This is a genomic window from Novosphingobium sp. RL4, from assembly GCF_035658495.1.
Lineage (GTDB): Bacteria > Pseudomonadota > Alphaproteobacteria > Sphingomonadales > Sphingomonadaceae > Novosphingobium.
The window spans coordinates 543,993-570,409 of the sequence record NZ_CP141944.1; the positions used below are offsets into that span (position 1 = coordinate 543,993).

Consider the following 26,417-nt stretch of genomic DNA (forward strand, 5'->3'; position numbering starts at 1 on the left):
GTCGAGATATAAGGATTTAAGTAAGATACGGTTGCACGCAAGCCTTGCGCTCGCCTAGCCTGGATTCATGTCGAACCAGAAACTTACGCGGCGCTCCGCTCTGGCGGGCCTTGGTGCGGCGGCGGCCGTTGCCGCATTTCCCGCGCTTCCGGCGATTTCCGCGCCCCTGCGCAAGCTGGTGAAACCGCCGCGCCTGCGCGAGGGCGACGTGCTGGGCCTCGTCGCTCCGGCGCGGTTCGTGGGGGACCGGTTCGGCCTCGATTCGATCATGAGCACCGTGCGCGCCATGGGGCTGGAGCCGAAGGCGGCGCCGCATGTGCTTGAGCGGGAAGGCTACCTTGCCGGTTCCGACGCGGCGCGGGCGGGCGATCTCATGGCCATGTTCGCCGATCCCAAGGTGCGGGGAATCATGTCGGTGGCGGGCGGCTGGGGGTGTGCCCGGCTCCTGCCGCTGCTCGATTTTGACCGGATCGCCGCCAGTCCCAAGCTGTTCGCGGGCTTCAGCGACAATACCGCCCTGCATCTCGCTTTCGCCGCGCGAACCGGCGTGGCGTCGATCCACGGCCCCAATGCTGCCGCCTCCTGGCCGCCTGCGGCCTGGGAATCGTTCCATGCGCTGGCTTTCGAAGGGGCCACGCCGACCTGGCAGGTACCGCAGGGCGCGGGCGCGAACCTCGCGGGGCGGGGCAAGGATCTGCGCACGTTCCACGGCGGCAAGGCACGGGGGCGGCTGCTGGGCGGCAACCTCACCGTGCTTTCGGCGCTGGTGGGCACGCCCTACCTGCCCGACTTCACCGGCGCGGTGCTGTTCATCGAGGACACCAACGAATCCGAGTACCGGATCGACCGCATGCTCACCCAGCTCTCCCTGGCGGGGATGTTCGACAAAGTGGCGGGCGTGGTCTTCGGCCAGTGCACCGGCTGCCAGAACCCGGATGGCGGCTATTCCAATTTCACGATCTACGAAGTGCTTGACCGCCAGTTCTCCGGGCTTCGGGTGCCTGCCTTCCAGGGGCTCCAGATCGGCCACATCGCCGCGCAGGTCAGCGTGCCGGTAGGCCTGCCGGTGGAAATCGACGCCGATGCCGGCACCATGCGCCTGCTGGAGCCGGCCGTTACCTGAAACGGTGCAGGCCATCATCGCGCGGGTGCGCCTGCACTTGAGGCACGGGGAAGTGGCTGTTATCGCGGGGCCATGTCCAACTGTGACCTGTGTGTCGTTCGGAACCGGGCGATCTGTTCATCCCTCGATGCGAAGGAGCTCGAAGCGCTCAACGCCATCGGGCGCACCCGCACGATCCAGCCCGGCGAATCGCTGATCTGGGAAGGCGAGGATTCGGTTCTCGTCGCGAACGTGATCGACGGCGTGCTCAAGCTGTCCACCAACACCGAGGACGGGCGGGAGCAGATCGTCGGCGTGGTCTATCCGTCCGACTTCATCGGCCGGCCCTTCGGCGGCACCAGCGGCCACGGGGCCACGGCGCTGACCGAGGCGAAGGTCTGCGTGTTCTCCCGCCGCGATTTCGATGCCTTTGCGCGCGAACATCCGGCGCTGGAGCACAAGCTGCTGGAGCGTACGCTGGCCGAGCTTGACCGCACGCGCCGCTGGATGCTGCTGCTGGGTCGCAAGTCCGCCTCCGAAAAGCTGGCGAGCTTCCTGATCGAGATGGCGGAGCGGCTCGAGGTGCCGGGTTGCACGTGGAACTTCGAAGAACCGGGCCAGCGCCGCGTGACGCTGCCGTTCTCCCGCCAGCAGATCGCCGACGTGCTCGGCCTCACCATCGAGACGGTGAGCCGCCAGTTCACCCGGCTCAAGAACGATCGCGTGATCGACCTGCCTTCCCGCCGGGAGGTGACGATCCTCGATTACGAGGTGCTGGTGGCCGAGGCCGGCTGAGCATACCGAAAGCGCCGTACCGGCCCCTTCGCCAGCCCGGACAGGACAAAAAAAGGGCGGCCCCGAGAGGCCGCCCTTCCTTTTTCTGCTCGGAAGAACCCGAGAAGAAGATTACTTGAGCTCGACGGTGCCGCCGGCTTCTTCGATCTTCTTCTTGATGTCTTCGGCTTCAGCCTTGTTGACGCCTTCCTTGACGGCCTTGGGAGCGCCTTCAACGAGAGCCTTGGCTTCAGCGAGGCCCAGACCGGTGATGGCGCGGACTTCCTTGATGACCTGGATCTTCTTGCCACCGTCGCCGGTGAGGATGACGTCGAATTCGGTCTGCTCTTCAGCGGCAGCGGCTTCGCCGGCCGGGGCAGCAGCCACGGCAACGGCAGCAGCGGCGGAAACGCCCCATGCTTCTTCGAGAGCCTTGGCGAGGTCAGCGGCCTCGAGGACGGTCAGCTGCGACAGTTCTTCAACAAGCTTGGCGATATCGGCCATGATAATAACTCCTGATCTGTGGTCCCGGGGTGCAGGATGCGATCCACCGGGATAAATCGAAACGAATAGAATTGCTTAGGCTTGGCCCTTCGCGATCTTACGAAAAATCGCTCGGGGCTTGAGCTCAAGCAGCCTTGTCGGCGTAGGCAGCGAAGACGCGCGCCAGCTTGGCCGCCGGAGCGGTCTGAAGCTGGGCGATCTTGGTCGCCGGAGCCTGAACGAGGCCGATGAGCTTGGCGCGCAGTTCGTCGAGCGAGGGCATCGAGGCGAGAGCCTTGACACCATCGGCGTTCAGAACCTGCGAACCCATCGCGCCGCCGACGATCTCGATCTTGTCGGTCGTCTTGGCGAATTCGACGACGGCCTTGGCAGCCGCGACGGGGTCGACCGAAGTCGCGATAGCCGTCGGGCCGTTGAGGAAGTCGCCGATACCGACATAGTCGGTGTCCGCGATGGCAAGCTTGGCAAGACTGTTCTTCGCAACCTTGTAAGTCGCGCCCGCATCACGAATCTTGCCGCGCAGGGCGGTGGACTGAGCCACCGACATGCCGAGGTTGCGGGTGATGACCACCACGCCGACCTCGTTGAAGACCGCGTTGAGAGTGGCGACCGAATCGGCTTTCTGCGAACGATCCATGCCTTACTCCTTCACATGTGACCGCTTGGGACTTGCATCCCGCACGGCCGGCTACGTTTGTCCGAAGCGCTGATGCACTTCGGGCGGGTCCGTTTGCGATGGGGAAGGAGTTCTTCGTGCCGAAGCCCGAATATGGCACCACGCTTCGAAAAGGAGCGAGGGCCGGAAAATTTCCTGTTCCCCGTCTAGGCTGGAAATTAAGCTCTCGCAGATCGAGGGCACCAACTGTCTCGGACGGATGAACGATGGGCCGGGGCCCAACGGTTCGAGCGCGCCTCTGAAGGAAAGCGCGCCCGGAGTCAAGTAATCTCGGTTTGCAGGATCAGTCTGGCAGGGTCAGTCCGGCTGGGCTTCCGGTTCCGGCGTTTCCGGCGCGCCATATCCCAGCAGGTCGCCAGGCTGGCAGTCCAGTTCCCGGCAGATCGCCTCCAGCGTGGAGAAGCGGATCGCCTTGGCCTTGCCGGTCTTGAGGATCGAGAGGTTGGCCAGGGTGATGCCGATGCGTTCCGCCAGTTCGGTCAGCGTCATGCGGCGGGCGTAGAGCAGGTCGTCGAGCTTGACCACGATATTGCCTCCTTCGTTGCCGTCTTCGGCCATCATACGGTCCCTTCCAGTTCGGCGCGCATTTCCGAGCCCTTGCGGAACACGCGTGCCAGAATGAACAGGATCAGCATCAGCAGCAGGCCGTTGCCCGAGATTCCGCCCATGCCCTCGAGATCGGTATGGCCTTCGCCGATCCGGTTGACCCACGCGCCGAGCCCGGAAAGCGGCAGGCCGATGAGCTGCACTACGAGGCTGAGCCATGCCATCTGCGTGAGCCGCCGGGCATTGTCCGGCACGAAGGGGTCGCCCTCGCCCACGGTGCCGACGATGCGCTTGAGCAACTGAAAGATCCGGAACAGGACGCCGCACAGGATCGCGGCAAAGACCAGGATACCGCTGACCGCCCAGAAGAACTGCGGCGTGACGAGCGGCATCTCCCGCGCAAGTTCGACCGAGATGTCGTTCTGGAAGAACAGCAGCAGCGGGATGGCCACAAGGCAGGCGGCGACGGCGATGGCCATCGTGGCCATCAGGAACCACAGTAGGCCCTTGGCGATGGCGAGCAGCGGATCGCGGGTGATCGAGTTCATGGTGGAAGGCATTGTCCGGGTCCCCCTGGTTGTTCGTTCTGTGGTTCGCGAAATTACATCAGCGCCGGGGTGATCGGCGCCGCGAGCACGATCACGTCGTTTCCGGCGGTGGCGGCGGCTTCGGCGGGCGTGGAAACGGTGGGGAGCCAGAAGGCGGCCATGAGGACCGCGGCCAGGACAACGGCGAGAGGGCGTGAAGCCGATGAGGTGTTCGAGAGGGTCATGTTCGTTCTCCGATATGCTTGATATCGATATTCAATAAGCGCGATTCGCCTTATCGTCAATCGATAATATCGAAAAACAATATGTGCCTGATTGTATTTCGAGAAATCCGTCTTCCGCGACCGCTTGCGGGGCAAGGCCGGGCGGCGCCGGTGGCGGAGGCACGGAAAAGCGGGGCGACTCCCGAGGGAATCGCCCCGCATTGGGACCGGTCCGCCGCGCAGGGGTTACGGCGGAGTCGGCGTCAGGCGTCGACCGGTTCTTGTTGTTCGGCCCTGGAGGGTGGGGAGGGCTTGGTCGTGGGCCTGTAGGTGCGCCAGTCGAAAGGCTTGCCCTGGGTCTGCAGGTGCTCGCGGTGTTGCAGGATCAGCCGCGCGCGGCGCATCCGGGCCTTGTGCGAGGTGAACGGGTTTGCGGCGTCGGGCGGCGCGGCCACCATGGTTTCGAGCAGGGCCTGACGGTCCTCGCCAAGCGGAACCGGGCCTTGCGCGGCGGGGATGGCGGTAGCGGCGGGCGGCGCAATCTCCGCGCCTCGCGGATGCACTGCCGTGGCGGGATAGGCCTCGATCTCGTCGGCGTAGTCCGGGCTGGTGTAGTCGGGGCTGGCGTAGTCCGGCTCGATCCGGTCCTGCCTGCGGCGCAGGGTCATGAGCGCGATCCCGGCGCCGGCCACGCCGAGCGCGGCGAGCAGACCGACGATGCCCTCCACCGGGAGGCGATCCGAGGCGGGGCTGTCATTCGCGGCTTGCGGTGCGGCTGCGGGCGGAGGAGTGGCCGGGACATCGCCTGTCGTGGCCGGAGCCGGCGCCGCGTCCCCCTGTGCCAGGGCGCCGTCCCGCGCAGTTCCGGCATCGGATGCGGTGGGAACGCGGGTGGGTTCGGGCGGCGAACGGGTGACTGCGGTGGCGGCGCTCGTCGTGCGGGCCTGTCTGGTTGCGGGTTCGCGAGCCGGGGCCGCCTGTTCAGCCGGGGCGGCGACAGGAACAGCGGCGACAGGGACTGGCGTGGCCGCCTCTACGGCCGGCGGAGCGGGCGTATCGGCCGCCGGTTCCGAGCCCAGATCCGGCAGGACAAGCGTCGGCACGGCCGAAGGTACGGCGGACGGCGGGGGCGCTGGCTCCGCCGGCACGGCAATTGTCGGTGCGGCTGCGTCGGGCAGTGGCGGTGATACCGCTTCCTGCGCGAAGGCAGGGGCGGAAGTGAACGCGAGGACGGCGGCAATCGCCGTAAGCGCGACATGCGAGCGGGGGGCGTGAGCTTTTTCCATGCATGTCCAATGCGGGAAATGCGACGAAGTTACCCGACAACTTGTGAATTCGCGGCGAAACGAAGCAAATAGGACGACGAATTGCTGGGTTGTGTGCGCATGATACTCATGAATGATTTTTTCCTAATAAATAACATTTCAAAATGAAAACGCGTTGTTCATTTGGCGTTCACGATTTTGGCATCTGTCGCCGCTGCCTTGATTGGTTGCGGCAATGGCCTTGTCGGCTCGTCATCTGTTTTCGGGGCGAGGCGGGGTTTGACACCATGGTCCCGCACTCCTATATGACGCCCTCGCTCGATCGCTTCGAGCAAGGCATGTCCATGCGCGGGGACATGCCCGGGAAGGAAGCGGAACGAGTTCATCTGACGCAGAAGGCTGCTGGCCGCATCGGTAAAACCTCAGGGTTTCCGCGCGTGCCGTGCGGCCTTTTGGTGTTTCGGATAAGCGGACAAGACGTCCTCGCGAAGACGAAATTACTCGGGCCGGTCCTTTCGAATCGGCCCTCAGAAGCGAAGAGGCAAAGACCAGGTCATGGCCACCAAGCCCGTCGATAACCGCCGCTCCGTCAAGAAGCGGATCCGCAAGATCTTTGGCGACATCCACGAAGTCGTCCAGATGCCGAACCTCATCGAGGTCCAGCGCGAGAGCTACGAACAGTTCCTGCGCTCGAACCCGGCGACGGGCTACGTCTCGGGCCTCGAGAAGACCCTGCGTTCGGTCTTCCCGATCCGCGACTTCGCCGGCACCAGCGAACTCGACTTCGTCCACTACGAGCTGGAAGAGCCGAAGTACGACGTGACCGAGTGCCGCCAGCGCGGCATCACTTATGCGGCCCCGATGAAGGTCACTCTGCGCCTCATCGTGTTCGAAGTGGACGCCGAGACCGAGACCCGCTCGGTCCTCGATATCAAGGAGCAGGACGTCTACATGGGCGACATGCCCCTGATGACGGAAAACGGCACCTTCTTCATCAACGGCACCGAGCGCGTCATCGTCTCGCAGATGCACCGTTCGCCGGGCGTCCTTTTCGACCATGACCGCGGCAAGACCCACTCCTCGGGCAAGTTCCTCTTCGCTGCCCGCGTGATCCCCTACCGTGGTTCGTGGCTCGACTTCGAGTTCGACGCCAAGGACATCGTGAACGTGCGTATCGACCGCAAGCGCAAGCTGCCGGTCACCGCGCTGCTTTACAGCCTCGGCCTCGATAGCGAGCAGATCCTCGACTATTTCTACCAGACCGTGACCTGGAAGCGTGGCTCGGGCGGCTGGCAGCTGCCTTACCAGCCCGAAGCATGGCGCGGCGCCAAGCCCGCCTTCGACATCGTCGACGCCAAGTCGGGTGAAGTCGTGTTCGCGGCCGGCCAGAAGATCAGCCCGCGTGCCGCCAACAAGGCGCAGAAGGACGGTCTTGAGGAACTCCTCATCCCGACCGAGGAAATCTTCGGCCGCTATTCGGCCAAGGATCTGATCGACGAGTCGACCGGACGCATCTACATCGAGGCCGGTGACGAAGTGTCGCCGGAGAACCTCGAAGCGCTCGACCGCGCGGGCATCGACCAGATCGACCTGCTCGACATCGACGACGTGAACACCGGTCCCTGGATCCGCAACACGATGAAGGCCGACAAGGCCGAAAACCGCGACATGGGTCTGGAAGCGATCTACAAGGTCATGCGTCCGGGCGAACCGCCGACGAAGGAAACCGCCGAAGCTCTCTTCGCCGGCCTGTTCTTCGACGCCGATCGCTACGACCTCTCGGCCGTGGGTCGCGTCAAGCTGAACATGCGTCTCGGCCTCGAAGTCGAGGATACCGTCACCACCCTGCGCACCGACGACATTCTCGCGGTCGTGAAGGAACTGGTCGGCCTCAAGGACGGCAAGGGCGAAATCGACGACATCGACAACCTCGGCAACCGCCGCGTGCGTTCGGTGGGCGAGCTGCTGGAAAACCAGTACCGCGTCGGCCTGCTCCGCATGGAGCGCGCCGTGAAGGAGCGCATGTCGTCGGTCGACGTGTCGACGGTCATGCCGAACGACCTCATCAACGCCAAGCCCGCCGTGGCCGCCGTTCGCGAGTTCTTCGGTTCCTCGCAGCTCTCGCAGTTCATGGACCAGACCAACCCGCTGTCGGAAGTCACCCACAAGCGCCGCGTTTCGGCCTTGGGCCCGGGTGGTCTTACCCGTGAGCGCGCCGGCTTCGAAGTCCGCGACGTTCACCCGACCCACTATGGTCGTATCTGCCCGATTGAAACGCCGGAAGGCCCGAACATCGGTCTGATCAACTCGCTCTCGACCTTCGCCCGCGTCAACAAGTACGGCTTCATCGAAACGCCGTATCGCCGCGTGGTGGACGGTCATGTGTCGGGCGAGGTCGTCTACCTCTCGGCCATGGAAGAGCAGAAGCACACCGTCGCGCAGGCTTCGGCCGGACTGAACGCGGACGGCTCCTTCGTCGAGGAACTCGTCTCGGCTCGCCAGAACGGCGAATTCGTGATGAGCCCGCGCGATCAGATCACGCTGATGGACGTTTCGCCCAAGCAGCTCGTCTCGGTGGCCGCCTCGCTCATTCCGTTCCTGGAAAACGACGACGCCAACCGCGCACTCATGGGCTCGAACATGCAGCGTCAGGCCGTGCCGCTCGTGAAGGCGGACGCTCCGTTCGTCGGCACCGGCATGGAAGAGACGGTGGCGCGCGATTCGGGCGCCGCGATCTCGGCGCTGCGCGCCGGTATCGTCGACCAGGTCGATGCCACCCGTATCGTCATCCGCGCCTCGGGCGATATCGAACCCGGCAAGTCGGGCGTCGACATCTACCGCCTGCAGAAGTTCGAACGCTCGAACCAGTCGACCTGCATCAACCAGCGTCCGCTGGTGAAGGTGGGCGAAGTGGTCCAGGCCGGCGATACCATCGCCGACGGTCCGTCGACCGAGTTCGGCGAACTGGCGCTGGGCCGCAACGTGCTCGTCGCGTTCATGCCCTGGAACGGCTACAACTACGAAGACTCCATCCTCATCTCCGAGCGGATCGTGAAGGAAGACGTCTTCACCTCGATCCACATCGACGAGTTCGAGGTCATGGCCCGCGACACCAAGCTGGGTCCGGAAGACATCACCCGCGACATCCCGAACGTCGGCGAGGAAGCCCTGCGCAACCTCGACGAAGCGGGCATCGTCTACATCGGCGCCGAAGTGCACCCGGGTGACATCCTGGTCGGCAAGATCACGCCGAAGGGCGAAAGCCCGATGACGCCGGAAGAAAAGCTCCTGCGCGCCATCTTCGGTGAAAAGGCTTCGGACGTCCGCGACACCTCGCTGCGTCTGCCGCCGGGCGTTTCGGGAACGATCGTCGACGTGCGCGTCTTCAACCGCCACGGCATCGAGGTCGACGACCGTACCCGCGCGATCCAGAACGAGGAAATCGAACGCCTCGCCAAGGACCGCGAGGACGAACGTGCGATCCTCAACCGCGCCACCTACAACCGTCTGAAGGACATGCTCCTCGGCCAGGTCGCCGCTTCGGCGCCCAAGGGCATCAAGAAGGGCGTGGACATCACCGACGAGGTGCTGGACGAGGTCGAGCGTCACGAATGGTGGAAGTTCGCGGTTGCGGACGATCACATGCAGTCGCAGCTCGAAGCGGTGAAGACCCAGTACGACCTCACCGTCAAGGCGATCCAGGAGAAGTTCGAGGACCGCAAGGAGAAGCTGGAACGCGGTGACGAACTCGCGCCCGGCGTGCTCAAGATGGTCAAGGTCTTCGTGGCCGTGAAGCGCAAGCTTCAGCCGGGCGACAAGATGGCCGGCCGTCACGGTAACAAGGGTATCATCAGCCGCATCCTGCCGCTGGAAGACATGCCCTTCCTCGAGGACGGTACGCCTGTCGACTTCGTGCTGAACCCGCTGGGCGTGCCTTCGCGCATGAATGTCGGTCAGATCTTCGAGACGCACCTTGGCTGGGCCGCCCGCGGCCTCGGCAAGCGCATCGGCGCGGCTCTGGACGATTGGCGTGCAGCCAATCCGAACCCGGAAGCCGGCCAGCCGCCCGAAGCGGTTCGCGAGCTGCTCAAGGAAGTCTACGGCGACAACTACACCGCGGAGATCGACGCGCGCACTGACGAGCAGATCGTCGAGTTCGCCGGTGCCGTCCGTCTGGGCGTGCCGATGGGTTCGCCGGTGTTCGACGGCGCGGTCGAGAAGGATGTCACCGACATGCTGCGTCTCGCCGGTCTCGACGAGTCGGGCCAGGTGGACCTGTACGACGGCCGCACCGGCGACCGCTTCGACCGCAAGGTCACTGTCGGCTGCAAGTACGTGCTCAAGCTGCACCACCTTGTCGACGACAAGATCCACGCGCGTTCGATCGGCCCCTACTCGCTCGTCACCCAGCAGCCGCTGGGCGGTAAGGCGCAGTTCGGTGGCCAGCGCTTCGGTGAAATGGAGGTCTGGGCTCTCCAGGCCTACGGCGCGGCGTACACTCTGCAGGAAATGCTCACGGTTAAGTCGGACGACGTTGTCGGCCGCACCAAGGTCTACGAAGCGATCGTCAAGGGCGACGACACCTTCGAGGCCGGCATTCCCGAGAGCTTCAACGTGCTCGTCAAGGAAATGCGCTCGCTGGGTCTCAACGTCGAACTCTCGTCGATCGATACCGACGACGACGGCGTGGCGATCGCGGCGGAATAACGGGATCGGGCGGAGCCTTCGCGCTCCGCCCTGCCTGCCCCGCGCCCAGAGAATTTACCCTCCAGAGGGACTGAAACTATGAACGACCTGTCCAAGTTCACGAACCAGATGGCGAAGCCCGAGACGTTCGACCAGATCCAGATCGGTCTGGCGAGCCCCGAGCGCATCCGCTCCTGGTCCTTCGGCGAAATCAAGAAGCCGGAAACCATCAACTACCGTACGTTCAAGCCTGAGCGTGACGGCCTCTTCTGCGCCCGCATCTTCGGTCCCGTGAAGGACTACGAATGCCTTTGCGGCAAGTACAAGCGCATGAAGTACAAGGGCGTCGTCTGCGAAAAGTGCGGCGTCGAAGTCACCGTGACCAAGGTGCGCCGCGAGCGCATGGGCCACATCGAACTGGCCGCGCCGGTTGCGCACATCTGGTTCCTCAAGTCGCTGCCGTCGCGCATCGGCCTGCTGCTCGACATGCAGCTCAAGCAGCTTGAGCGCGTCCTCTACTTCGAGAGCTACATCGTCATCGAGCCGGGCCTGACCCCGCTCGAGAAGTACCAGCTCCTCACCGAAGACGAGATGCTCGACGCGCAGGACGAGTATGGCGAAGACGCCTTCTCGGCCGGTATCGGCGCCGAGGCGGTGAAGCACATGCTCATCAACCTCGACCTCGAGCAAGAGCGTGCGGACCTTCTCCAGGAACTTGAGACGACCAAGTCGGAACTCAAGCCCAAGAAGATCATCAAGCGCCTCAAGGTCGTGGAATCGTTCATCGATTCGGGCAACCGTCCCGAGTGGATGATCCTTGAGGTCGTGCCGGTCATCCCGCCGGAACTGCGTCCGCTGGTGCCGCTGGACGGCGGCCGCTTCGCGACGTCGGACCTCAACGACCTCTATCGCCGCGTCATCAACCGCAACAACCGCCTGAAGCGCCTGATCGAGCTGCGCGCGCCGGACATCATCGTCCGCAACGAAAAGCGCATGCTCCAGGAAGCCGTTGACGCCCTGTTCGACAACGGCCGCCGCGGCCGCGTCATCACCGGCGCCAACAAGCGTCCGCTGAAGTCGCTGTCCGACATGCTCAAGGGCAAGCAGGGCCGCTTCCGTCAGAACCTTCTCGGCAAGCGCGTCGACTATTCGGGCCGTTCGGTCATCGTGACCGGTCCGGAACTCAAGCTGCACCAGTGCGGCCTGCCCAAGAAGATGGCGCTCGAGCTGTTCAAGCCGTTCATCTACGCCCGTCTGGATGCCAAGGGTCTTTCGATGACCCTGAAGCAGGCCAAGAAGTGGGTCGAGAAGGAGCGCAAGGAAGTCTGGGACATCCTCGACGAAGTCATTCGCGAGCACCCGGTCATGCTGAACCGCGCGCCCACGCTTCACCGTCTCGGCATTCAGGCCTTCGAGCCCGTGCTGATCGAAGGCAAGGCGATCCAGCTGCACCCGCTCGTCTGCTCGGCCTTCAACGCCGACTTCGACGGTGACCAGATGGCCGTCCACGTGCCGCTCTCGCTGGAAGCCCAGCTTGAAGCGCGCGTGCTGATGATGTCCACCAACAACATCCTGTCGCCGGCGAACGGCAAGCCGATCATCGTTCCTTCGCAGGACATGGTTCTCGGTCTGTACTACCTGTCGATGGACCGCACCGGCGAGCCGGGCGAAGGCATGAAGTTCGCGGACATGGCCGAAGTGCATCAGGCACTTCACGTCGGCGCCGTGACGCTGCACTCGAAGATCGAGGCCCGCGTGCCGCAGACCGACGAGAACGGCGGTCAGTACATGAAGCGCTTCGAGACCACTCCGGGCCGCATGCTGCTGGGCGAATGCCTGCCGAAGTCGCACACGGTGCCCTTCGACGTCGTCAACCGCCTTCTGACCAAGAAGGAAATCGGTGACGTCATCGATCAGGTCTACCGTCACACCGGCCAGAAGGACACGGTGCTGTTTGCCGACGCGATCATGTCGCTCGGCTTCCGCAACGCGTTCAAGGCGGGCATCTCCTTCGGCAAGGATGACATGATCATCCCGGATTCGAAGGAAGCGCTCGTGGGCGAGACCAAGGAACTGGTCGCCGATTACGAGCAGCAGTACCAGGACGGCCTCATCACCCAGCAGGAAAAGTACAACAAGGTGATCGACGCCTGGAGCCGTTGCGGCGACCAGGTGGCGAACGCCATGATGGAAGAGCTGAAGGCCCAGCCGATCGATCCCGAAACGGGCCGCATGGCCCAGATCAACTCGATCTACATGATGAGCCACTCCGGTGCGCGTGGTAGCCCGGCGCAGATGAAGCAGCTTGGCGGTATGCGCGGCCTCATGGCCAAGCCGTCGGGCGAGATCATCGAAACGCCGATCATCTCGAACTTCAAGGAAGGTCTGACCGTTCTTGAATACTTCAACTCGACCCACGGCGCCCGTAAGGGCCTGGCCGACACGGCACTGAAGACGGCGAACTCGGGTTACCTGACCCGCCGTCTGGTCGACGTGTCGCAGGACTGCGTCGTCGTGATCGAGGATTGCGGTACCGAGCGCGCGCTGGAAATGCGTTCGATCGTGCAGGGCGGTTCCACCATCGCCTCGCTCGCCGAGCGTATCCTGGGCCGTACCCTGGCCGAGGACATCGTCGACAAGGAAGGCAATGTCGTTGCCGCCAAGGGCCAGCTCCTCGACGAAGCCGCAGTGGCTGCGATCGAGGCGACCGGCCTGCAGGCTGCCCGCATCCGTTCGCCGCTGGTCTGCGAAGCCCAGCAGGGCGTCTGCGGCAAGTGCTACGGCCGTGACCTGGCGCGTGGTACTCCGGTCAACATCGGTGAAGCTGTCGGCGTCATCGCCGCGCAGTCGATCGGTGAACCGGGCACGCAGCTCACCATGCGTACCTTCCACATCGGCGGCGCCGCCCAGCTCAACGAAACCAGCCACCTGGAATCGATGTGCGACGGTAAGGTCGAGTATCGCGATATCCCGACGATCGTCGACAAGCGCGGTCGTCGCCTGTCGCTCGCCCGTAACGGCGAAATCGTGGTCTATGACAGCGAAGGCCGCGAGCGCGCCATGCACCGCGTGCCTTACGGTACGGTGCTGCTCCACACCAACGGCGCTTCGGTGAAGGAAGGCGAACGCCTGGCAGAGTGGGATCCGTTCTCGCTGCCGATCATCACCGAAACCTCGGGCGTGGTGAAGTATCAGGACCTCCTGGATACCCGCACCCTGACCGAGCACGTCGACGATGCAACCGGCATGACCAGCCGCGTCGTCACCGAAGACCGTTCGTCGCGCACCGCGAAGAAGAAGGAAGACCTGCGTCCGCGCATCACTCTTCTGGACGATTCGTCGGGTGAAACCGCGCGCTACATGATGGCGCCGGGCACCACCCTCTCGGTCGAGGACGGCCAGACCGTCGAAGCCGGCGACATCATCGCCCGTGCTTCGCGCGAAGCCGCCAAGACCCGCGACATCACCGGCGGTCTGCCGCGCGTTGCCGAACTGTTCGAGGCCCGCAAGCCGAAGGACAACTCGATCATCGCCAAGGTGTCGGGCCGCATCGAGTTCGTGCGTGACTACAAGGCCAAGCGCAAGATCGCGATCATCCCGGAAGAGGGTGAACCGATCGAGTACCTGATCCCGAAGAGCCGCGTGATCGACGTTCAGGAAGGCGACTTCGTGAAGAAGGGCGACAACCTGATCTCCGGTTCGCCCGATCCGCACGACATTCTGGAAGTCCTCGGCGTCGAGGCTCTGGCAGAATATCTCGTTGCGGAAATCCAGGAAGTCTACCGCTTGCAGGGCGTGAAGATCAACGACAAGCACATCGAAACGATCGTTCGTCAGATGCTGCAGAAGGTCGAGATCACGGCCGGTGGCGACACCACCCTGTTGCCGGGCGAACAGGTCGACTACGAGGAAATGTTCGAGATCAACAGCAAGCTTCCCGAGGGCAAGATGCCCGCGGAAGGCAAGCCGGTGCTTCTCGGCATCACCAAGGCGTCGCTCCAGACCCGCTCGTTCATCTCGGCGGCGTCGTTCCAGGAGACCACCCGCGTGCTCACGCAGGCGGCTGTCGAGGGCAAGAAGGACTCGCTCATCGGCCTCAAGGAAAACGTCATCGTCGGCCGCCTCATCCCGGCGGGTACCGGTGCCGGCATGAACCGCGTCCGCGTGGCGGCTACCAGCCGCGACCTCGCGCTGCGTGCGTCCTACCGCCGCATGCAGGAAGCCCTGATCGCCGCCAACACGGCGGAAGAAGAGCATGCAGCCGAACTGGCCCAGGGCCCGGAAGCTGCGATCGGCAACGATCCTCTCGCCGCGGTCGAAGGTGAAACCCATGGTCTGGACGCCGATGCCGGCGATTACCTGATCAAGGGCGACGAGGAGGGCGGCGAGGCGTAAGCCTCTCCCCTCCCGCCACACAGGCAAACTAAAAGCCCCGCCGGATCGCTCCGGCGGGGCTTTTTGCTGGTCCGTCTGTCCGGGGTCAGGCGGTCTTGCGCCGCGCCGCCAGTTCCTCGGGCGAGGGAATGACCTTGCGCAAGTCGGCGATGACGGCATCGGCATCGAGATAGCTGCCGGACATCATCCCCGCATCGCCGGGATTGCCGAAGCGGACGATGCCGCTTTGCGGACGGTTGGGCAGGGAGAGGTAGATGAAGCCGCTGAACCCCCTGGCCTTGGCCAGAAGCGCGCTGTGGAGCAGCAAGGCTTCGGGCTGGGTCATCGCATCGGACCAGATATTGACCACGTAGAACTTCGAATTCCTGATCGGCTCCTTGGCGATCAGTTTCGATTTCTGCGCGTTCCAGACGTCCTTGCTGAGGCGCTCGTAGTCCTTGATCTGCGCGTAAGGCAGGATGTAGGTGAACAGCGTCCGGTTGTTGCCGTCCGTTTCGAGCAGCTTGGCCATCTCGTTCTTCTCTCGCAGGGCCCAGATCTGCTCGGGAGTCTGGGCCAGCGATCCGAAGAGCTGTTCGGGCTTTGCATCCTTCCTGAGCATGGCATTGGTGGCCAGAAGGGCGCCGAAGCTGGGCGAGAGCCATTGCGAGCGGGCTGCGAAATTGCGGCGGGCGTCGTCGACCTTGCCGTCATGGGCGAGCAGCAGGATATCGTAGAGGTCGAGACGCTCGACGATGGCCGACTGGTTCTCCTCCGGTTTTCCCTTGGCTATCAGGGCGTCCATGTTTTCGCGGGCCTTCTTCGCCCGTTCGGCCGCCAATGCCCAGTTTCCGGCCAGTGCATGGGAGATGGCGGCGTTGGCGAGTGGCCAGGAACGCTGTGTATCGCCGTCGAGTTCCGTGAGGAAGCCGATCGTCTCGTCGCGCAGCACGGCAGCTTCGGAGAAGCGTCCCACTTCGTCGAGACGGTCAGCCAGGGCCACGCCGAAAACGCCGGAAATCCGGCTCATGTTGCGATAGTACTGCTCTTCCTCGGTGCTCATGCTGCGCTGGAAGGAGCTATAGGGCCGCGTCGAAATGCCGGCGTAGAAGCTGTAAGGCATGGCCAGCGCGTTGCGCAGGCTGACCTGACGGGCCTCGGCAGGTTGACCCAGGCGCAGCAGGGCCTGGGATTCGAGGAGGTTGAAGGAAAGCCCCATCGAACGGTCGAAGTAGGAATTGCCGATCAGCCCCAGCGCCTGCGCCTCTCCCCGCGCCTTGGCGACATCGGCAAGCGCCGCCTTGTAGTCCTTGGCTTCGAACTGGTGGACTGCCCGGGCGAGGATCAGCGGCAGGCGGCGCAGGCCGTTGGTTTCCTCTTTGGGATCGTCGAGCAGCTTGCTGCAGGCCGCCACGCCGCGTTCGGCAAGCAGCCGCTTCGAGGGATTGCCAGCCTCGGGCGGAGGGGCGAACAGGGCCAGTAGCGTGACCGCGCCCAGAAGCCGCGCAAAGCTTTCCGCGCCGGTGATGTTGTTGGGTTGGCCGTCGCACCGCAGATAGAGCGAGCCGTATTTCTTCACGTCCTCGGGAAGGACGGACAGCGGATCGGCAGGTCCCTTGTCCCTGGTGTCGTTGATCGTCGGAGCCGGCGGTGCGATGCTGCCCGCATCGAGCGCCGTTTGAGCCGTTGCGCTCGTCGTGCAGACGAGCGCGGTCGCCAGCAGCAGGGCTGCCGAAGCCTTTGATTTCAAGATTTCCCCCTTTTGTAGTCGCGGCCACTGGATAACGCTGGGGCTGGGGATACGGCAAGACGCAAGAAGGCGCGCGCGGACGCAGAGCGGGGCGCTGTGTTCGACGGGGCGCGGAATCCGTCCGACCTGCGACATGGCCCCGCCGCGCCGGCGCCGCTAGAAAGGCGCCATCCCGCTCAGGCAAAGCACTTTGGCAAGGCATGTACAGGTTATGAGCAGCCCCGAATCGAAACTCGTCCCGGCCGTCATGGCCTCGATCATTGCCATGGCCACTTTCGTGGTCTGGTCCGGGTTCTCGGGGCTGGGCGCCTGATCCGGCACCGTTGATGCAGGTTGTCGCGCCCCTTGGGAGCGCGACAATGCGGGCTTACTCCGCCGCCTGAGCCTCGGCCGCGTTGGCGGCTTCGATCTCGGCAGCCTTGGCTTCCACCAGCCTCACGATGTGGTCGAGCATTTCCTCGGACTGCACGACGTGGTCGGTCACGCCCGAGAGATAGACCATGTGCTTGCCGTTGCCGCCGCCGGTGAGGCCGATGTCGGTCTCGCGCGCTTCGCCCGGGCCGTTCACCACGCAGCCGAGCACGGACAGTGAGATCGGCGTCTTGATGTGCTGGAGGCGGTCTTCCAGCGCCTCCACCGTGCGGATCACGTCGAACCCCTGGCGGGCGCACGACGGGCAGGAGACGACGCGCACGCCGCGCGTGCGCAGGCCCAGCGCCTTGAGCATCTCGAAGCCGACGCGGACTTCCTCTTCCGGCTCGGCTGAGAGTGAGACGCGCAGGGTGTCGCCAATCCCGGACCAGAGCAGCATGCCCATGCCGATCGAGGATTTCACGGTGCCGCCGATCAGCCCGCCCGCCTCGGTGATGCCAAGGTGCAGGGGGCAGTCCACCGCGTCTGCAAGCCCTTGATAGGCGGCCACGGCGAGGAACACGTCGCTGGCCTTCACCGCCACCTTGTACTCGTGGAAATCGTGGTCCTGAAGCAGCTTGATATGGTCGAGCGCCGATTCGACCAGCGCTTCGGGGCAGGGCTCGCCGTATTTTTCCAGCAGGTCCTTTTCGAGGCTGCCCGCATTCACGCCGATGCGGATCGCGCAGCCGTTGGCCTTGGCGGCACGCACCACTTCGGCCACGCGGTCGGACGAGCCGATGTTGCCGGGGTTGATGCGCAGGCACGCGGCGCCGGCATCTGCCGCTTCAAGGGCGCGCTTGTAGTGGAAATGGATGTCCGCGATCAGCGGAACGCGGGACGCTCGCACGATTTCGCGCATCGCTGCCGTGCTTTCCACATCGGGGCAGGAGACGCGGATGAGATCGGCCCCGGCATCCTCGCAGCGGCGGATCTGGTCGATCGTCGCCCCGGCGTCGGAGGTCAGGGTGTTGGTCATGGTCTGCACCGTGATCGGGGCATCGCCGCCGACGGGTACATTGCCGACCATGATCTGGCGGCTCTTGCGGCGTTCGATATCGCGCCAGGGACGTATGGAAGACATGGCGCCCCCTATAGGCGCTTGCGGGCGTGGTTTGAAGCACGATTGCGCGGGCGGCGATAAGCCTTTCGGCTTTCGATGCAGGACCGGGGGCAGATGGGCTTGCCACCGGTTTCGCGGCGGATATCGCCAGGGCCTTTTGCGGCCCAGGGATTTCGGGCATCAGGGCCGGCATGAAGGAAGAAGTCCTGAACGATGACAGCGGCGCGCACCTGCCCCTGCTGTTCGGCCGCGTGCTCGATGGCGAAGGCGGAGGCCGGCCGATCGACTGGGACGAAGTGCAGCGCTGGCATCCCACTGCCGCCGAACCGGTGCTGTGGATTCACCTGCTGCGCACGCACCTGGGCGTGCAGGAATGGCTGGAAGACTGGCTGGAACTGACCGAGCCGACCGCCGAACTGCTCACCAGCGACGCCACCCGGCCGCGTGCGTTCCGCGAGGGCCATTCGCTGGTCGCCACCTTGCGCGGCATCAACTTCAATCCGGGCGCGGAGCCGGAGGACATGGTCTCCATGCAGCTCTGGAGCGATGGCGTCCGCGTCGTCACCCTGCGCCGCCTGCCGCTCCAGACCCCGCGCATCGTCTGCAACGAGATCGACAGCGGGATGGGGCCGAACGATGCCGGCGCGCTCGTCACCGCGCTGACCGAGCACATGATCGACCGCATGAGCCACTCGATCATCGACATGAACGACATGATCGACGAACTGGAAGACGAGACGATCGGCAACGATACCGGGGAGATGCTGGACAAGATCGTGGCGGTTCGCCGCAACTGCCTGGCGCTCAAGCGGCACATGTCCCCCCAGCACGAGGCACTGACCAGCATCGCCAACAGCGCGCCTGCCTGGTTCGAGGAGCACGACCGGCGCGAGATCGCCGAGACCATCGCCCGGCTGCGCCGCCATCTCGACGATCTCGACATCAGCAAGGAAAGCGCCGTGGTCCTGCAGGACGATATCCGCGCCCGTGCCGCCGCCAATACGCAGAAGACGCAGTACCTGCTGACGATCGTGGCCGGAATCTTCCTGCCGCTCAGCTTCATCACCGGGCTGCTGGGCATCAACGTGGGGGACATTCCGCTGGCCGCGCCGGGCTCTCACGGGTTCTGGATCATCGTCCTGATGTGCCTGTGCATCTTTGCGGCGGAGATCATGGTGGCGCGCCGGCTCAAGTGGCTTTGAAGCGCGCCGGCCCTCACATCATGCGGGCGAACAGGAATTCCTCGTCGCGCTGCTCGCCGACCATGAAGTGGATGTCGGCAACCTTGCCGAAGCCGTAGCGGGCATAGAACTTCTGCGCGCCCTCGTTGCCGCTCCATACGGAGAGCTGCACTTCGTCAGCGGCGCGTTCCCGCGCGAGGTCGAGCGCCCAGTCCATCAGGCTGGCGCCGATGCCCTGCCCGGTGGCCTCGGGATCGGTATAGAGCTGCTTGAGTTCGATGACCGCGCCGCCGCGCGCATGTTCGGGCCAGCCGCAGTCCAGCACCATCTTGCAATAGCCCAGTAGCCGGTCTTCCTCGACCGCCAGCATGATACGCATCCCGGGATCGGCGATTTCCTTGGCGACTTTCGCCTCGCTGTGCGAATCCTCGAGGAAATTGGCGAGATCCTCGGGCGTGTACATGTGCCCGAACTTCACCACGAAGCTGCGCCTGCCGAGATCGGCGAGTGCGGCGGCATCCTCGGCGGTGGCGGGGCGCAGGTTCATCACAGTTCCTTGGTCATGCAGATCGAGAACGGATCGGGGCGGTAGCCTCCGAAAGGTTCGCATTCGGTGAAGCCGTTGGCGCGGTAGAGGCCGTGCGCGGCGTGGAAGGGTTCGGGGCGCCCGGTTTCCAGGCTCACGCGCGCATAGCCGCGCGCCCGGGCTTCGTCGAGAAGGCGCAGCAGGATCGCCTTGCCGGCGCCCCGGCCCCGATAATCGGGCGCGGCGCGCATCGACTTCAGCTCGCCGTGCCCCTCGCCGAGATGCTTGATCGCCCCGCATCCGGCCAGGCGCTCGCCGTCCCATGCCGAGAAGAACGTCACGTCCGGCTGGCGCAGGCGTTCGGCGGGCATGGCGTGCACGCTTTCGGGCGGCGACCACTGGTGCATTTCATCGAGATGGAGCTGAAGCAGGCCGAGCACCTCGTGCCCGGTCAAGTCGTCCTCGACGATGGTGAAATGGAGAGTCATTCGGGCGCTCCGGAGAACTTGTCAGCCTTGCGGCGGCCCATGCGCATGCCCGCTTCCAGTCGGGCGCGCAACTGGGTGTAATAGGCTTCGAGGAAGGCGCGCTCGTCGTTCCAGCCATCGTTCCGGCCGATCTTCTGCGCGATCGTCTGGTACACGCTTTCCATCGACTGCTGGCGATTCTCGCGCAGCACCCGTTCGAGTGCCTGAAGCTCGAATTCGCCGTAAACCGCCAGTTCCGCGTCCTCGAAGCGGTAGGCGCGGCGCGTGGCAACGGCAGGAAAGTCTTCGTCGCCGCGGGCCATGGGAGGGTTCGGCGCGGCCTCCAGTCCGACCGACAGCGCCGCCTCGAGCTTGCGGCGCGGCCGTTCGAGAACCCAGGTGCCGGCGATCACGTCCCCGGCGCGCAGGGCGTCGCGGTTGAACAGGGGGAACAGCAGGAACAGGGCGAACCACCCGGCGGCGGCGAACCAGCCCATGCTGCTTTCCACCCCGGCCTGCATGATGAAGATCACCGGCAGGAACAGTTCGATATCGCGCAGCAGGTTGCGGGCGATCACCATTTCCGCGGTCAACCGCCCGCCATCGCGCGCGGCGATCCTCATGCCGGCCAGGCGCTTGCCCGGTGTTGCCCCGCGCGGACCCAGCTCGAAAAACAGGAAATAGGCGTTTCGGAACAGGAACATGATGACGATCCAGACGATCACCAGGAACTGCAGGGCATGGCCCAGCGCGTTCTTCGATTCGAGCTGGCGGTCGAACGCGGTCATGCCGCCGGCAATGAAGATCAGCGCGGCCGTCGTGGCCGCGATCAGTACGGCGATGATGACGAGATCGAGGATCAGCGCCCCGGCCCGCGAACCCCGGCTGGCAACGGTGACCGGCACCGTTATGCCTTCCGGCGTCACCAGCATGCGTTCACGGGAGGATCGCCGGTGCGTGAAACGGGTGCGGGTCGCGGATGCGTTCATGCCGCGCGGACCTTGCCCCGATTGCCGCGGAAGGCGAAGAAATAGGCGCTCCACAGCGCCAGCATGAAGCCGCCGACGACGAAGCGGCCGAACGTCTGGTCGATGAGCTGGCGCGCGAAGCCTTCCAGCAGGGCGGCGACGATCAGCATCAGCACCACGCCGGTCATGACCAGCGCGGCACGGCGGCCCGCTTCGGCCGTGGCCTGGAGGATCGGCCGATTGCCCGGAAAGGCGATGGCGCGTCCGATGTGCAGGCCCGCGGCGCCCGCCAGCAGGATCGCGAAAAGCTCGGTGGTGCCGTGGATGGCCAGCCATCCGGCGAAGTCGACCAGCAGCCCCGCACTGTTGTAGAGCCACAGCATCGCTCCCAGCGAGGCCAGATTCTGCACCAGCAGCAGCAGCGAGGGTATGCCGAAGGCGAAGCCCAGCGCGAAGGCGAGGATCGAGACTTGTGCGTTGTTGCTGAAAAGCTGGGCGGCGAACACGCTCATCCCCGGCTGGTCGGTATCGCCGAAGATCGTCTGTCGAAGCGCTTCCGGCGTGGCGCCGGGAACGCGATTGCCCGCCATGTCGCCCACGAGGATCTGGTACCAGTCGGCATCGTGCGAGACGAGCAGCCAGCCCACGGCCGCGCCCGCGATCATGACCGCCAGGGCCACGAGCACATCGATCCAGATCGCCCGCACGGCGGCGCTCCACCCGCCGCCGAGAAAGCCGCGCAGCCAATCCCATAGCGAACTGCGCGGACCGTAGACGACGAACCACGCGCGCTGCACCAGCGCTTCGAGGTAAGCCAGCGTGGCGGCATCGAGCGAGGTTTCGCGCGCGATGGAAAGGCTTGAGGCTACCGTGCGGTAAAGGCCGGGCAGCGCCAGCAGGTCTTCGTCGGAAAGGCGGCGCAAACGGCCTTTTTCCATGCGGGTGACGATCGCCTCCAGCCGCTGCCAGTCGGCCTCGCGCTCCAGCCGGAAGCGGTCGGACCGGAGCGCCGCGCTTTCGAGAGCGAAGATGGCGTTGTCGGGAAGAAGGGTGGCCGCGTTCATCCGATCGCTCCCGATCGCTTGATTTCCAGATAGGCGTCGATCAGCCGCGTGCCGATCGTGTGCCAGGGCGCCTCGAGCACATCGACGCCGAGTTGCTGGAGCCGCCGCGTGACCAGCGCGCGCTGGCGCAGCAGGGTATCGGCGGAGACCGCCATCGACAGCACTTCCATGTCCTCGGGCGGGGCATCGGAGATGGCCTCCAGTTCGTCATCGGCCATGGTCACGAACAGCACGACATGGCGGGAGACGAGGCGGCCAATCGATTCGATCATGAGCTGCGCGCTGGTGGGATCGGCGAATTCGGAGAATACCACGATCAGCGAACGACGTTGCAGCCGCGAAGCCAGCGTCGCCAGCGCGAGCGTGAAGTTGGGCTCTTCCGACCGATATTCGAGGCCGGCGGCCGCCCGCTGGAGGCGGTGGAAATCGCGCGAGGCAGAAACGAAGGGCGTCGCCACTTCGGGGCGCGATGCAAAGCCGAACAGCGAGACGCGGTCTCCGCCCTTCAGTGCGACATAAGCGGCGGCCAGCGCCGCCGAGACCGCGCGGTCGAGCCGGGGCATGCCCTGGATCGGCTCGCACATCGCCTGCCCGCAATCGAAGGCGAAGACGATCTGGTTGTTGCGCTCGGTCTCGTACTCCTTGGCATAGAGATGGACGTGACGGGCCGAGCTTTTCCAGTCGATCCGGCGGCGGTCCATGCCCGGCTGGTATTCCGCCAGCGATTCGAACTGCGTGCCTTCGCCCCGGATGCGGCGGGCGATCAGGCCGAACTGCGCGTCCTTCAGGAAAGTCTGCAAGGCGGGCGAGCGCACGGCCTCGATGTTGGGCCAGACGCGCACGTCCTTGCCGACCGCGCCCCGGAATTGCCGTGCGCCAAGGCCGAGCGGCCCGGTCCAGCGCAGCCAGGCCGTGGAAATCCGGCCGGTGCCGCGCCGCGAAGGGCGGAATGCGAAAGTGCCTTTCCAGGGGGCCTTTCCGGCCGGAACCGGCCGCTCCAGCGGAAACGCGGCGCGGCCGCCCGGCGCGAGGCGGGGATCGCATTCGAGCGCGAGCTCGGCCCGCGCGGCGCGGCGCGGAAGATCCGCCTCGGCGGTGAAGTGCGCGTCCTTGCCCACTTCGATATCGCCGGGGGCCGAGATCCGCAGGTCTTCCATCCCGCCGGCGAGCAGGCCGTCGATCAGGATCAGCACCAGCACCGCGAGGCCGAAGGCCGGCGCCACGACCCATGCCTCGGGCCGCGTCGCGCCGATCACCAGCGCCACCGGCGCGGCGAGCGCCAGCAGCACGGCGGCGCGTGCGGTCGGGACGAGAGGGGCGGAGCGCAGGCTCATCGGTTCAGCGTGGCGCCTCGGTCTGTTCGACGAGCTGTGCCACGAGCGCCTCGACCTGCTTGCCTTCGATCTCGGCGGCGGGGCTGAGCAGGAGGCGGTGGCGCAGCACGGCGGTGGCGAGCGCCTTCACATCGTCCGGCACCACGTAGTCCCGCCCGTCAAGCGCGGCACGGGCACGGGCCGCACCGGCCAGCAGGACGGCCGCTCGCGGGCTGGCGCCGCTGGCAAGGTCCGGGCTTTCGCGAGTGGCGCGAACGAGCCGCACGACATAGTCGGTCACGCTGTCGGCCAGCGTCACCGCCGCGACGGTGCGCGAGGCGGCTTCGAGGATGGCCGTGCTCGCCACCGCTTCCACGCCGCATTCGGCCGGACTGGGCGCACCGCGATTCTCGCCGAAGCGCGAGACGATCCGCAGCTCTTCCTCGAAGCTGGGGTAGCTCACGTTCAGCTTGAACAGGAAGCGGTCGAGCTGGGCTTCGGGCAGCGGATAGACGCCCTGGTTCTCGATCGGGTTCTGCGTGGCCACGACCATGAACTGCGCGGGCAGGGCATGGGGGGTGCCATCAAGCGTGACGCGGCGCTCCTGCATCGCTTCGAGCAGGGCGGCCTGCGTCTTGGGCGGCGTGCGGTTGATCTCGTCCGCGAGCAGCAGGTCGCAGAAGATCGGCCCGTGCGTCAGGGTGAACTGGCTGGTCTGGAAATTGAACAGGTTCGAGCCGAGGATATCGCCCGGCATCAGGTCCGGGGTGAACTGGATGCGGCCGAAGTCCAGCCCCAGCGTGGCGGCGAAGCACTGCGCGAGGAAGGTCTTGGCGGTTCCCGGAGGGCCTTCCAGCAGCACGTGCCCGCGTGCGAGGAGGGCGATCAGCAGGTGTTCGACGGTTTCGGCCTGCCCGACCACCGCCTTGGCGATCTGTTCGCGGATATCCCCGGCGAGCGCGGCGACATCGGCGAGGTCGAGACTGGGGGCATCGGTCATCGGGTCAGCATCCTTTCGAGCGCGTGGAGATCGCGCGCCGCCTTGACGAGATCGTGCGGTTTCCGCGCGCGCCGGAGGCGGGCGGAAATCGCGGAAAAGGGTTCGGCATCGGCCTTGCGAGAGGCCAGCGCGCGGTCGATCGCGGCGTCGGCTTCTTCGCCCGGCATCGAGCGGGGAAGGGCGAGGGCGCGCATCAGGCGTTCACGGCTGCGGTCCGCGTAAGGGGCGCCGATCAGGTGCAGGCGGCGCGAGCGGCGCACCAGTCCTGCGGAATTGGCGACCAGCGCGCGCTTGCCGAAGGCGATCGCCCGTTCGGCGGCGAGCGGCGGTCCAAAGCGCAGGAAGGCACGCCAGCCCAGAATCAGCGCGGCCATCAGCAGGCAGAGCGTGGCGGCGAGGAAGGGCGGGGTGAAGGCCAGCGTGAGCAGGTTCCGTGAACGACCGAAGCCGTTGAGCGTCATGTCGAACGTGATCGGATCGCCGGGCTTCACCTCCATCGCGCCGACGAGGGCCTCGGCCAGCCGGGCATTTTCGAAGCGGGCCATGCCGTAGTTGTCCAGCAGGTCCGGCTCGAACACGATCACCAGCGGATAGAGGTCTTCCTCTTCACCGGAATAGAGCACGCGGTCCTCGGCCATGGCCTCAAGGCGGGGGTAGGTTCCGCCGTCATCCATGAACCCGGCCAGCGTCTGTGTTTCGTCCGCATGGATCAGCCGCACCAGGCCCGTGCCAGCGCCGGACATGACGAACCGTGTTCGCGGCAATTTGCCGGAAAGGCCTGCCCCCTGCCAGCCCGCCGCTGTCATCGGCGAGACCTGGGCCGAGAGTTCGTCGAGGAAACCTTCCCAGCGCGGGGGCGCGATGCCCTGCAGGTTCACCCAACCGCGCTTCGCGCCTTTCTGGCGGCTGTCGGCCGGCAAGGCCAGCCACTTGGGCGTGATGACGAGAGTGGGGCCGACATAGCGCCGGGCTGCCACGATCCGGTTGATTTCCTTGCCGTCGGCCTGTGCGGGCGGGGTGAGCACCAGCAGGCCCGGCTTGTCGAGACCGCCACGGCTCTTGCCGAGCGTCACGGCATAGCCGCGTCTGTCCAGATAGCCGGCCAGCGCGGCATAGCCGTTGAGGCCGCGTCCTTCGGCATGGGCCTTTCCGTCGTTGCCGGATTCGAAGCCCGCGCCGGTGGCGATCATCCACAGAAGGGCGACGAAGAGTGCGGCGCCCACGACAACGATTCCCAGGACCGCCCAGCGCGAGAACGGGTTGGCGCCTACGGCTACGGGGGCGTTCTTCCCGCTCATGCGCGCAGTTCCACTTTGGCGAAACGGGCATAGGCCTCGCGCGCGGCGTTCCAGTCATCCTGGTCGAGATCGCGCAAGGCGAAGCGGCTGCGTTCGACGCGCGCGGCGATGGTGGCGAACGTCTCGCGCCCGTTTGGCGGGAGCATCGGCAAGGAGGATATTTCGCGAGCGGTGGTGGCCGGGTGCAGCCAATCCGGCCGGGCGTCGCGAATCTGGCCGACGCTGCGTTTCAGCAGCAGGTGGACCGCGGCGGCAAAGCGGCCCTCGGCGGCGAGACGGTCGGCATCGCCGAGCAGTGCCAGCGCCTCCGCTTCGGCGGGCGCCCAGCTTTCCTCGGGCGCTTCGGCGGGACGGCTAAGCCAGGTTTCGATCAGCGGGCGGAAGATGCGCCAGAGCACGAAGAGAACGAGCACGATCGCCAAGGCGATAAGCACTTTCTCGAATACCGGCCACGACATGCCGAGCAGCTTGCCGATCGGTGCGAAGATGCTTTCCAGCACTTCGCCCAGCTTGCGCAGCCAGTCCGGAATTTGCGGGTTTGCGGGAGGCTTGACCCGGGCAAGCGGCGCGAACTGGATATCGCCGACGCTGCGCACGGCTTCCCAGTCGCTCGCCGCGTCGCGGCTTGCGGTCGTACCCGCCATCTGACCCCCACCAGCCATACCCGGCGATGATTGGCATGGGGGTATCAGCTGTGC

At 65.4% G+C, this 26,417-nt stretch carries 21 protein-coding genes; 5 read left to right on the forward strand and 16 right to left on the reverse strand.

The genetic code is table 11. The annotated features are described in order from the left end of the window. The first annotated feature begins 67 nt into the window (after window positions 1–67). Window positions 68–1,123, forward strand: a complete 1,056-nt coding sequence (locus U9J33_RS02690; protein ID WP_185998251.1) for a S66 peptidase family protein — start codon at window positions 68–70, stop codon at window positions 1,121–1,123. Between the two features lie 72 nt (window positions 1,124–1,195). After that, window positions 1,196–1,897: a Crp/Fnr family transcriptional regulator gene (locus U9J33_RS02695; RefSeq protein WP_324697694.1), complete on the forward strand. Its 702-nt coding sequence runs from the start codon at window positions 1,196–1,198 to the stop codon at window positions 1,895–1,897. A gap of 111 nt (window positions 1,898–2,008) precedes the next feature. Here the strand turns inward: U9J33_RS02695 and rplL are convergent, their stop codons facing one another. The 6 genes from rplL to U9J33_RS02725 form a co-directional block, all read right to left on the reverse strand. After that, complete coding sequence (rplL, locus tag U9J33_RS02700; RefSeq protein ID WP_185998250.1) at window positions 2,009–2,380, reverse strand: 50S ribosomal protein L7/L12; 372 nt, start codon at window positions 2,378–2,380, stop codon at window positions 2,009–2,011. Window positions 2,381–2,504: 124 nt separating this feature from the next. After that, window positions 2,505–3,017, reverse strand: a complete 513-nt coding sequence (gene rplJ, locus U9J33_RS02705; RefSeq protein WP_132469373.1) for a 50S ribosomal protein L10 — start codon at window positions 3,015–3,017, stop codon at window positions 2,505–2,507. Between the two features lie 336 nt (window positions 3,018–3,353). After that, window positions 3,354–3,614 (reverse strand): helix-turn-helix domain-containing protein, encoded by a 261-nt coding sequence (locus U9J33_RS02710; RefSeq protein ID WP_054441052.1) that lies wholly within the window; start codon window positions 3,612–3,614, stop codon window positions 3,354–3,356. After that, on the reverse strand, window positions 3,614–4,162 hold the full coding sequence (locus U9J33_RS02715; protein WP_292637309.1) for a DUF2975 domain-containing protein: 549 nt from the start codon (window positions 4,160–4,162) through the stop codon (window positions 3,614–3,616). The genes U9J33_RS02710 and U9J33_RS02715 overlap by 1 nt, the downstream gene beginning before the upstream one ends. A gap of 41 nt (window positions 4,163–4,203) precedes the next feature. After that, window positions 4,204–4,374, reverse strand: a complete 171-nt coding sequence (locus U9J33_RS02720; RefSeq protein ID WP_156336802.1) for a hypothetical protein — start codon at window positions 4,372–4,374, stop codon at window positions 4,204–4,206. Between the two features lie 242 nt (window positions 4,375–4,616). Beyond that, complete coding sequence (locus U9J33_RS02725; protein WP_324697699.1) at window positions 4,617–5,639, reverse strand: hypothetical protein; 1,023 nt, start codon at window positions 5,637–5,639, stop codon at window positions 4,617–4,619. Between the two features lie 534 nt (window positions 5,640–6,173). Here U9J33_RS02725 and rpoB point away from each other — a divergent pair. Further along, window positions 6,174–10,325 carry a DNA-directed RNA polymerase subunit beta gene (gene rpoB, locus U9J33_RS02730; RefSeq protein ID WP_054441046.1) on the forward strand — a complete coding sequence of 1,384 codons (4,152 nt, stop codon included), beginning with the start codon at window positions 6,174–6,176 and terminating at the stop codon, window positions 10,323–10,325. Window positions 10,326–10,403: 78 nt separating this feature from the next. Next, the gene (gene rpoC, locus U9J33_RS02735) at window positions 10,404–14,699 is read left to right on the forward strand and encodes a DNA-directed RNA polymerase subunit beta' (RefSeq protein WP_132469375.1); all 4,296 of its coding nucleotides are present in this window, start codon (window positions 10,404–10,406) and stop codon (window positions 14,697–14,699) included. 85 nt (window positions 14,700–14,784) lie between these two features. On the opposite strand, the gene U9J33_RS02740 is transcribed toward rpoC, so the two are convergent. Next, entirely contained in the window at window positions 14,785–16,428 is a 1,644-nt protein-coding gene (locus tag U9J33_RS02740) for a hypothetical protein (RefSeq protein WP_324697702.1), read from the reverse strand. Window positions 16,429–16,795: 367 nt separating this feature from the next. Then, window positions 16,796–17,923 carry a flavodoxin-dependent (E)-4-hydroxy-3-methylbut-2-enyl-diphosphate synthase gene (gene ispG / locus U9J33_RS02745; protein WP_054441040.1) on the reverse strand — a complete coding sequence of 376 codons (1,128 nt, stop codon included), beginning with the start codon at window positions 17,921–17,923 and terminating at the stop codon, window positions 16,796–16,798. A 170-nt stretch (window positions 17,924–18,093) separates the two neighbouring features. Here ispG and U9J33_RS02750 point away from each other — a divergent pair, with 170 nt between their 5' ends. Then, window positions 18,094–19,104: a CorA family divalent cation transporter gene (locus U9J33_RS02750; protein ID WP_054441038.1), complete on the forward strand. Its 1,011-nt coding sequence runs from the start codon at window positions 18,094–18,096 to the stop codon at window positions 19,102–19,104. 13 nt (window positions 19,105–19,117) lie between these two features. Here the strand turns inward: U9J33_RS02750 and U9J33_RS02755 are convergent, their stop codons facing one another. From U9J33_RS02755 to U9J33_RS02790, 8 genes are read right to left on the reverse strand one after another with little or no spacing between them, the layout of a single operon-like run. Then, window positions 19,118–19,630 carry a GNAT family N-acetyltransferase gene (locus U9J33_RS02755; protein ID WP_324697705.1) on the reverse strand — a complete coding sequence of 171 codons (513 nt, stop codon included), beginning with the start codon at window positions 19,628–19,630 and terminating at the stop codon, window positions 19,118–19,120. Further along, window positions 19,630–20,097, reverse strand: a complete 468-nt coding sequence (locus U9J33_RS02760) for a GNAT family N-acetyltransferase (RefSeq protein ID WP_054441034.1) — start codon at window positions 20,095–20,097, stop codon at window positions 19,630–19,632. The genes U9J33_RS02755 and U9J33_RS02760 overlap by 1 nt, the downstream gene beginning before the upstream one ends. Next, entirely contained in the window at window positions 20,094–21,065 is a 972-nt protein-coding gene (locus U9J33_RS02765; protein ID WP_185998245.1) for an RDD family protein, read from the reverse strand. Before U9J33_RS02765 ends, U9J33_RS02760 begins: the two co-directional genes overlap by 4 nt. After that, on the reverse strand, window positions 21,062–22,108 hold the full coding sequence (locus tag U9J33_RS02770) for a stage II sporulation protein M (protein ID WP_324697709.1): 1,047 nt from the start codon (window positions 22,106–22,108) through the stop codon (window positions 21,062–21,064). The genes U9J33_RS02765 and U9J33_RS02770 overlap by 4 nt, the downstream gene beginning before the upstream one ends. Next, window positions 22,105–23,442 (reverse strand): DUF58 domain-containing protein, encoded by a 1,338-nt coding sequence (locus tag U9J33_RS02775; RefSeq protein ID WP_324697712.1) that lies wholly within the window; start codon window positions 23,440–23,442, stop codon window positions 22,105–22,107. Before U9J33_RS02775 ends, U9J33_RS02770 begins: the two co-directional genes overlap by 4 nt. Before the next feature lie 4 nt (window positions 23,443–23,446). Further along, a complete protein-coding gene (locus U9J33_RS02780; RefSeq protein WP_054441027.1) occupies window positions 23,447–24,421 on the reverse strand; it encodes an AAA family ATPase in 975 nt (324 codons plus the stop codon). After that, window positions 24,418–25,719: a DUF4350 domain-containing protein gene (locus tag U9J33_RS02785; protein ID WP_185998241.1), complete on the reverse strand. Its 1,302-nt coding sequence runs from the start codon at window positions 25,717–25,719 to the stop codon at window positions 24,418–24,420. Before U9J33_RS02785 ends, U9J33_RS02780 begins: the two co-directional genes overlap by 4 nt. After that, window positions 25,716–26,363 carry a hypothetical protein gene (locus U9J33_RS02790; protein ID WP_324697714.1) on the reverse strand — a complete coding sequence of 216 codons (648 nt, stop codon included), beginning with the start codon at window positions 26,361–26,363 and terminating at the stop codon, window positions 25,716–25,718. Before U9J33_RS02790 ends, U9J33_RS02785 begins: the two co-directional genes overlap by 4 nt. Window positions 26,364–26,417: the final 54 nt, after the last annotated feature.

What these genes read in the sequence shown, in the direction of transcription:
- U9J33_RS02790 (WP_324697714.1), bottom strand. Translation starts at nt 26,363, where the DNA reads ATGGCGGGTACGACCGCAAGCCGCGACGCGGCGAGCGACTGGGAAGCC.
- rplL (WP_185998250.1), bottom strand. Translation starts at nt 2,380, where the DNA reads ATGGCCGATATCGCCAAGCTTGTTGAAGAACTGTCGCAGCTGACCGTC.
- U9J33_RS02750 (WP_054441038.1), top strand. Translation starts at nt 18,094, where the DNA reads ATGAAGGAAGAAGTCCTGAACGATGACAGCGGCGCGCACCTGCCCCTG.
- U9J33_RS02765 (WP_185998245.1), bottom strand. Translation starts at nt 21,065, where the DNA reads ATGAACGCATCCGCGACCCGCACCCGTTTCACGCACCGGCGATCCTCC.
- U9J33_RS02775 (WP_324697712.1), bottom strand. Translation starts at nt 23,442, where the DNA reads ATGAGCCTGCGCTCCGCCCCTCTCGTCCCGACCGCACGCGCCGCCGTG.
- U9J33_RS02710 (WP_054441052.1), bottom strand. Translation starts at nt 3,614, where the DNA reads ATGGCCGAAGACGGCAACGAAGGAGGCAATATCGTGGTCAAGCTCGAC.
- U9J33_RS02690 (WP_185998251.1), top strand. Translation starts at nt 68, where the DNA reads ATGTCGAACCAGAAACTTACGCGGCGCTCCGCTCTGGCGGGCCTTGGT.
- U9J33_RS02725 (WP_324697699.1), bottom strand. Translation starts at nt 5,639, where the DNA reads ATGGAAAAAGCTCACGCCCCCCGCTCGCATGTCGCGCTTACGGCGATT.
- ispG (WP_054441040.1), bottom strand. Translation starts at nt 17,923, where the DNA reads ATGTCTTCCATACGTCCCTGGCGCGATATCGAACGCCGCAAGAGCCGC.
- U9J33_RS02770 (WP_324697709.1), bottom strand. Translation starts at nt 22,108, where the DNA reads ATGAACGCGGCCACCCTTCTTCCCGACAACGCCATCTTCGCTCTCGAA.
- U9J33_RS02715 (WP_292637309.1), bottom strand. Translation starts at nt 4,162, where the DNA reads ATGCCTTCCACCATGAACTCGATCACCCGCGATCCGCTGCTCGCCATC.
- U9J33_RS02695 (WP_324697694.1), top strand. Translation starts at nt 1,196, where the DNA reads ATGTCCAACTGTGACCTGTGTGTCGTTCGGAACCGGGCGATCTGTTCA.
- U9J33_RS02755 (WP_324697705.1), bottom strand. Translation starts at nt 19,630, where the DNA reads ATGAACCTGCGCCCCGCCACCGCCGAGGATGCCGCCGCACTCGCCGAT.
- rpoB (WP_054441046.1), top strand. Translation starts at nt 6,174, where the DNA reads ATGGCCACCAAGCCCGTCGATAACCGCCGCTCCGTCAAGAAGCGGATC.
- rpoC (WP_132469375.1), top strand. Translation starts at nt 10,404, where the DNA reads ATGAACGACCTGTCCAAGTTCACGAACCAGATGGCGAAGCCCGAGACG.
- rplJ (WP_132469373.1), bottom strand. Translation starts at nt 3,017, where the DNA reads ATGGATCGTTCGCAGAAAGCCGATTCGGTCGCCACTCTCAACGCGGTC.
- U9J33_RS02760 (WP_054441034.1), bottom strand. Translation starts at nt 20,097, where the DNA reads ATGACTCTCCATTTCACCATCGTCGAGGACGACTTGACCGGGCACGAG.
- U9J33_RS02785 (WP_185998241.1), bottom strand. Translation starts at nt 25,719, where the DNA reads ATGAGCGGGAAGAACGCCCCCGTAGCCGTAGGCGCCAACCCGTTCTCG.
- U9J33_RS02780 (WP_054441027.1), bottom strand. Translation starts at nt 24,421, where the DNA reads ATGACCGATGCCCCCAGTCTCGACCTCGCCGATGTCGCCGCGCTCGCC.
- U9J33_RS02720 (WP_156336802.1), bottom strand. Translation starts at nt 4,374, where the DNA reads ATGACCCTCTCGAACACCTCATCGGCTTCACGCCCTCTCGCCGTTGTC.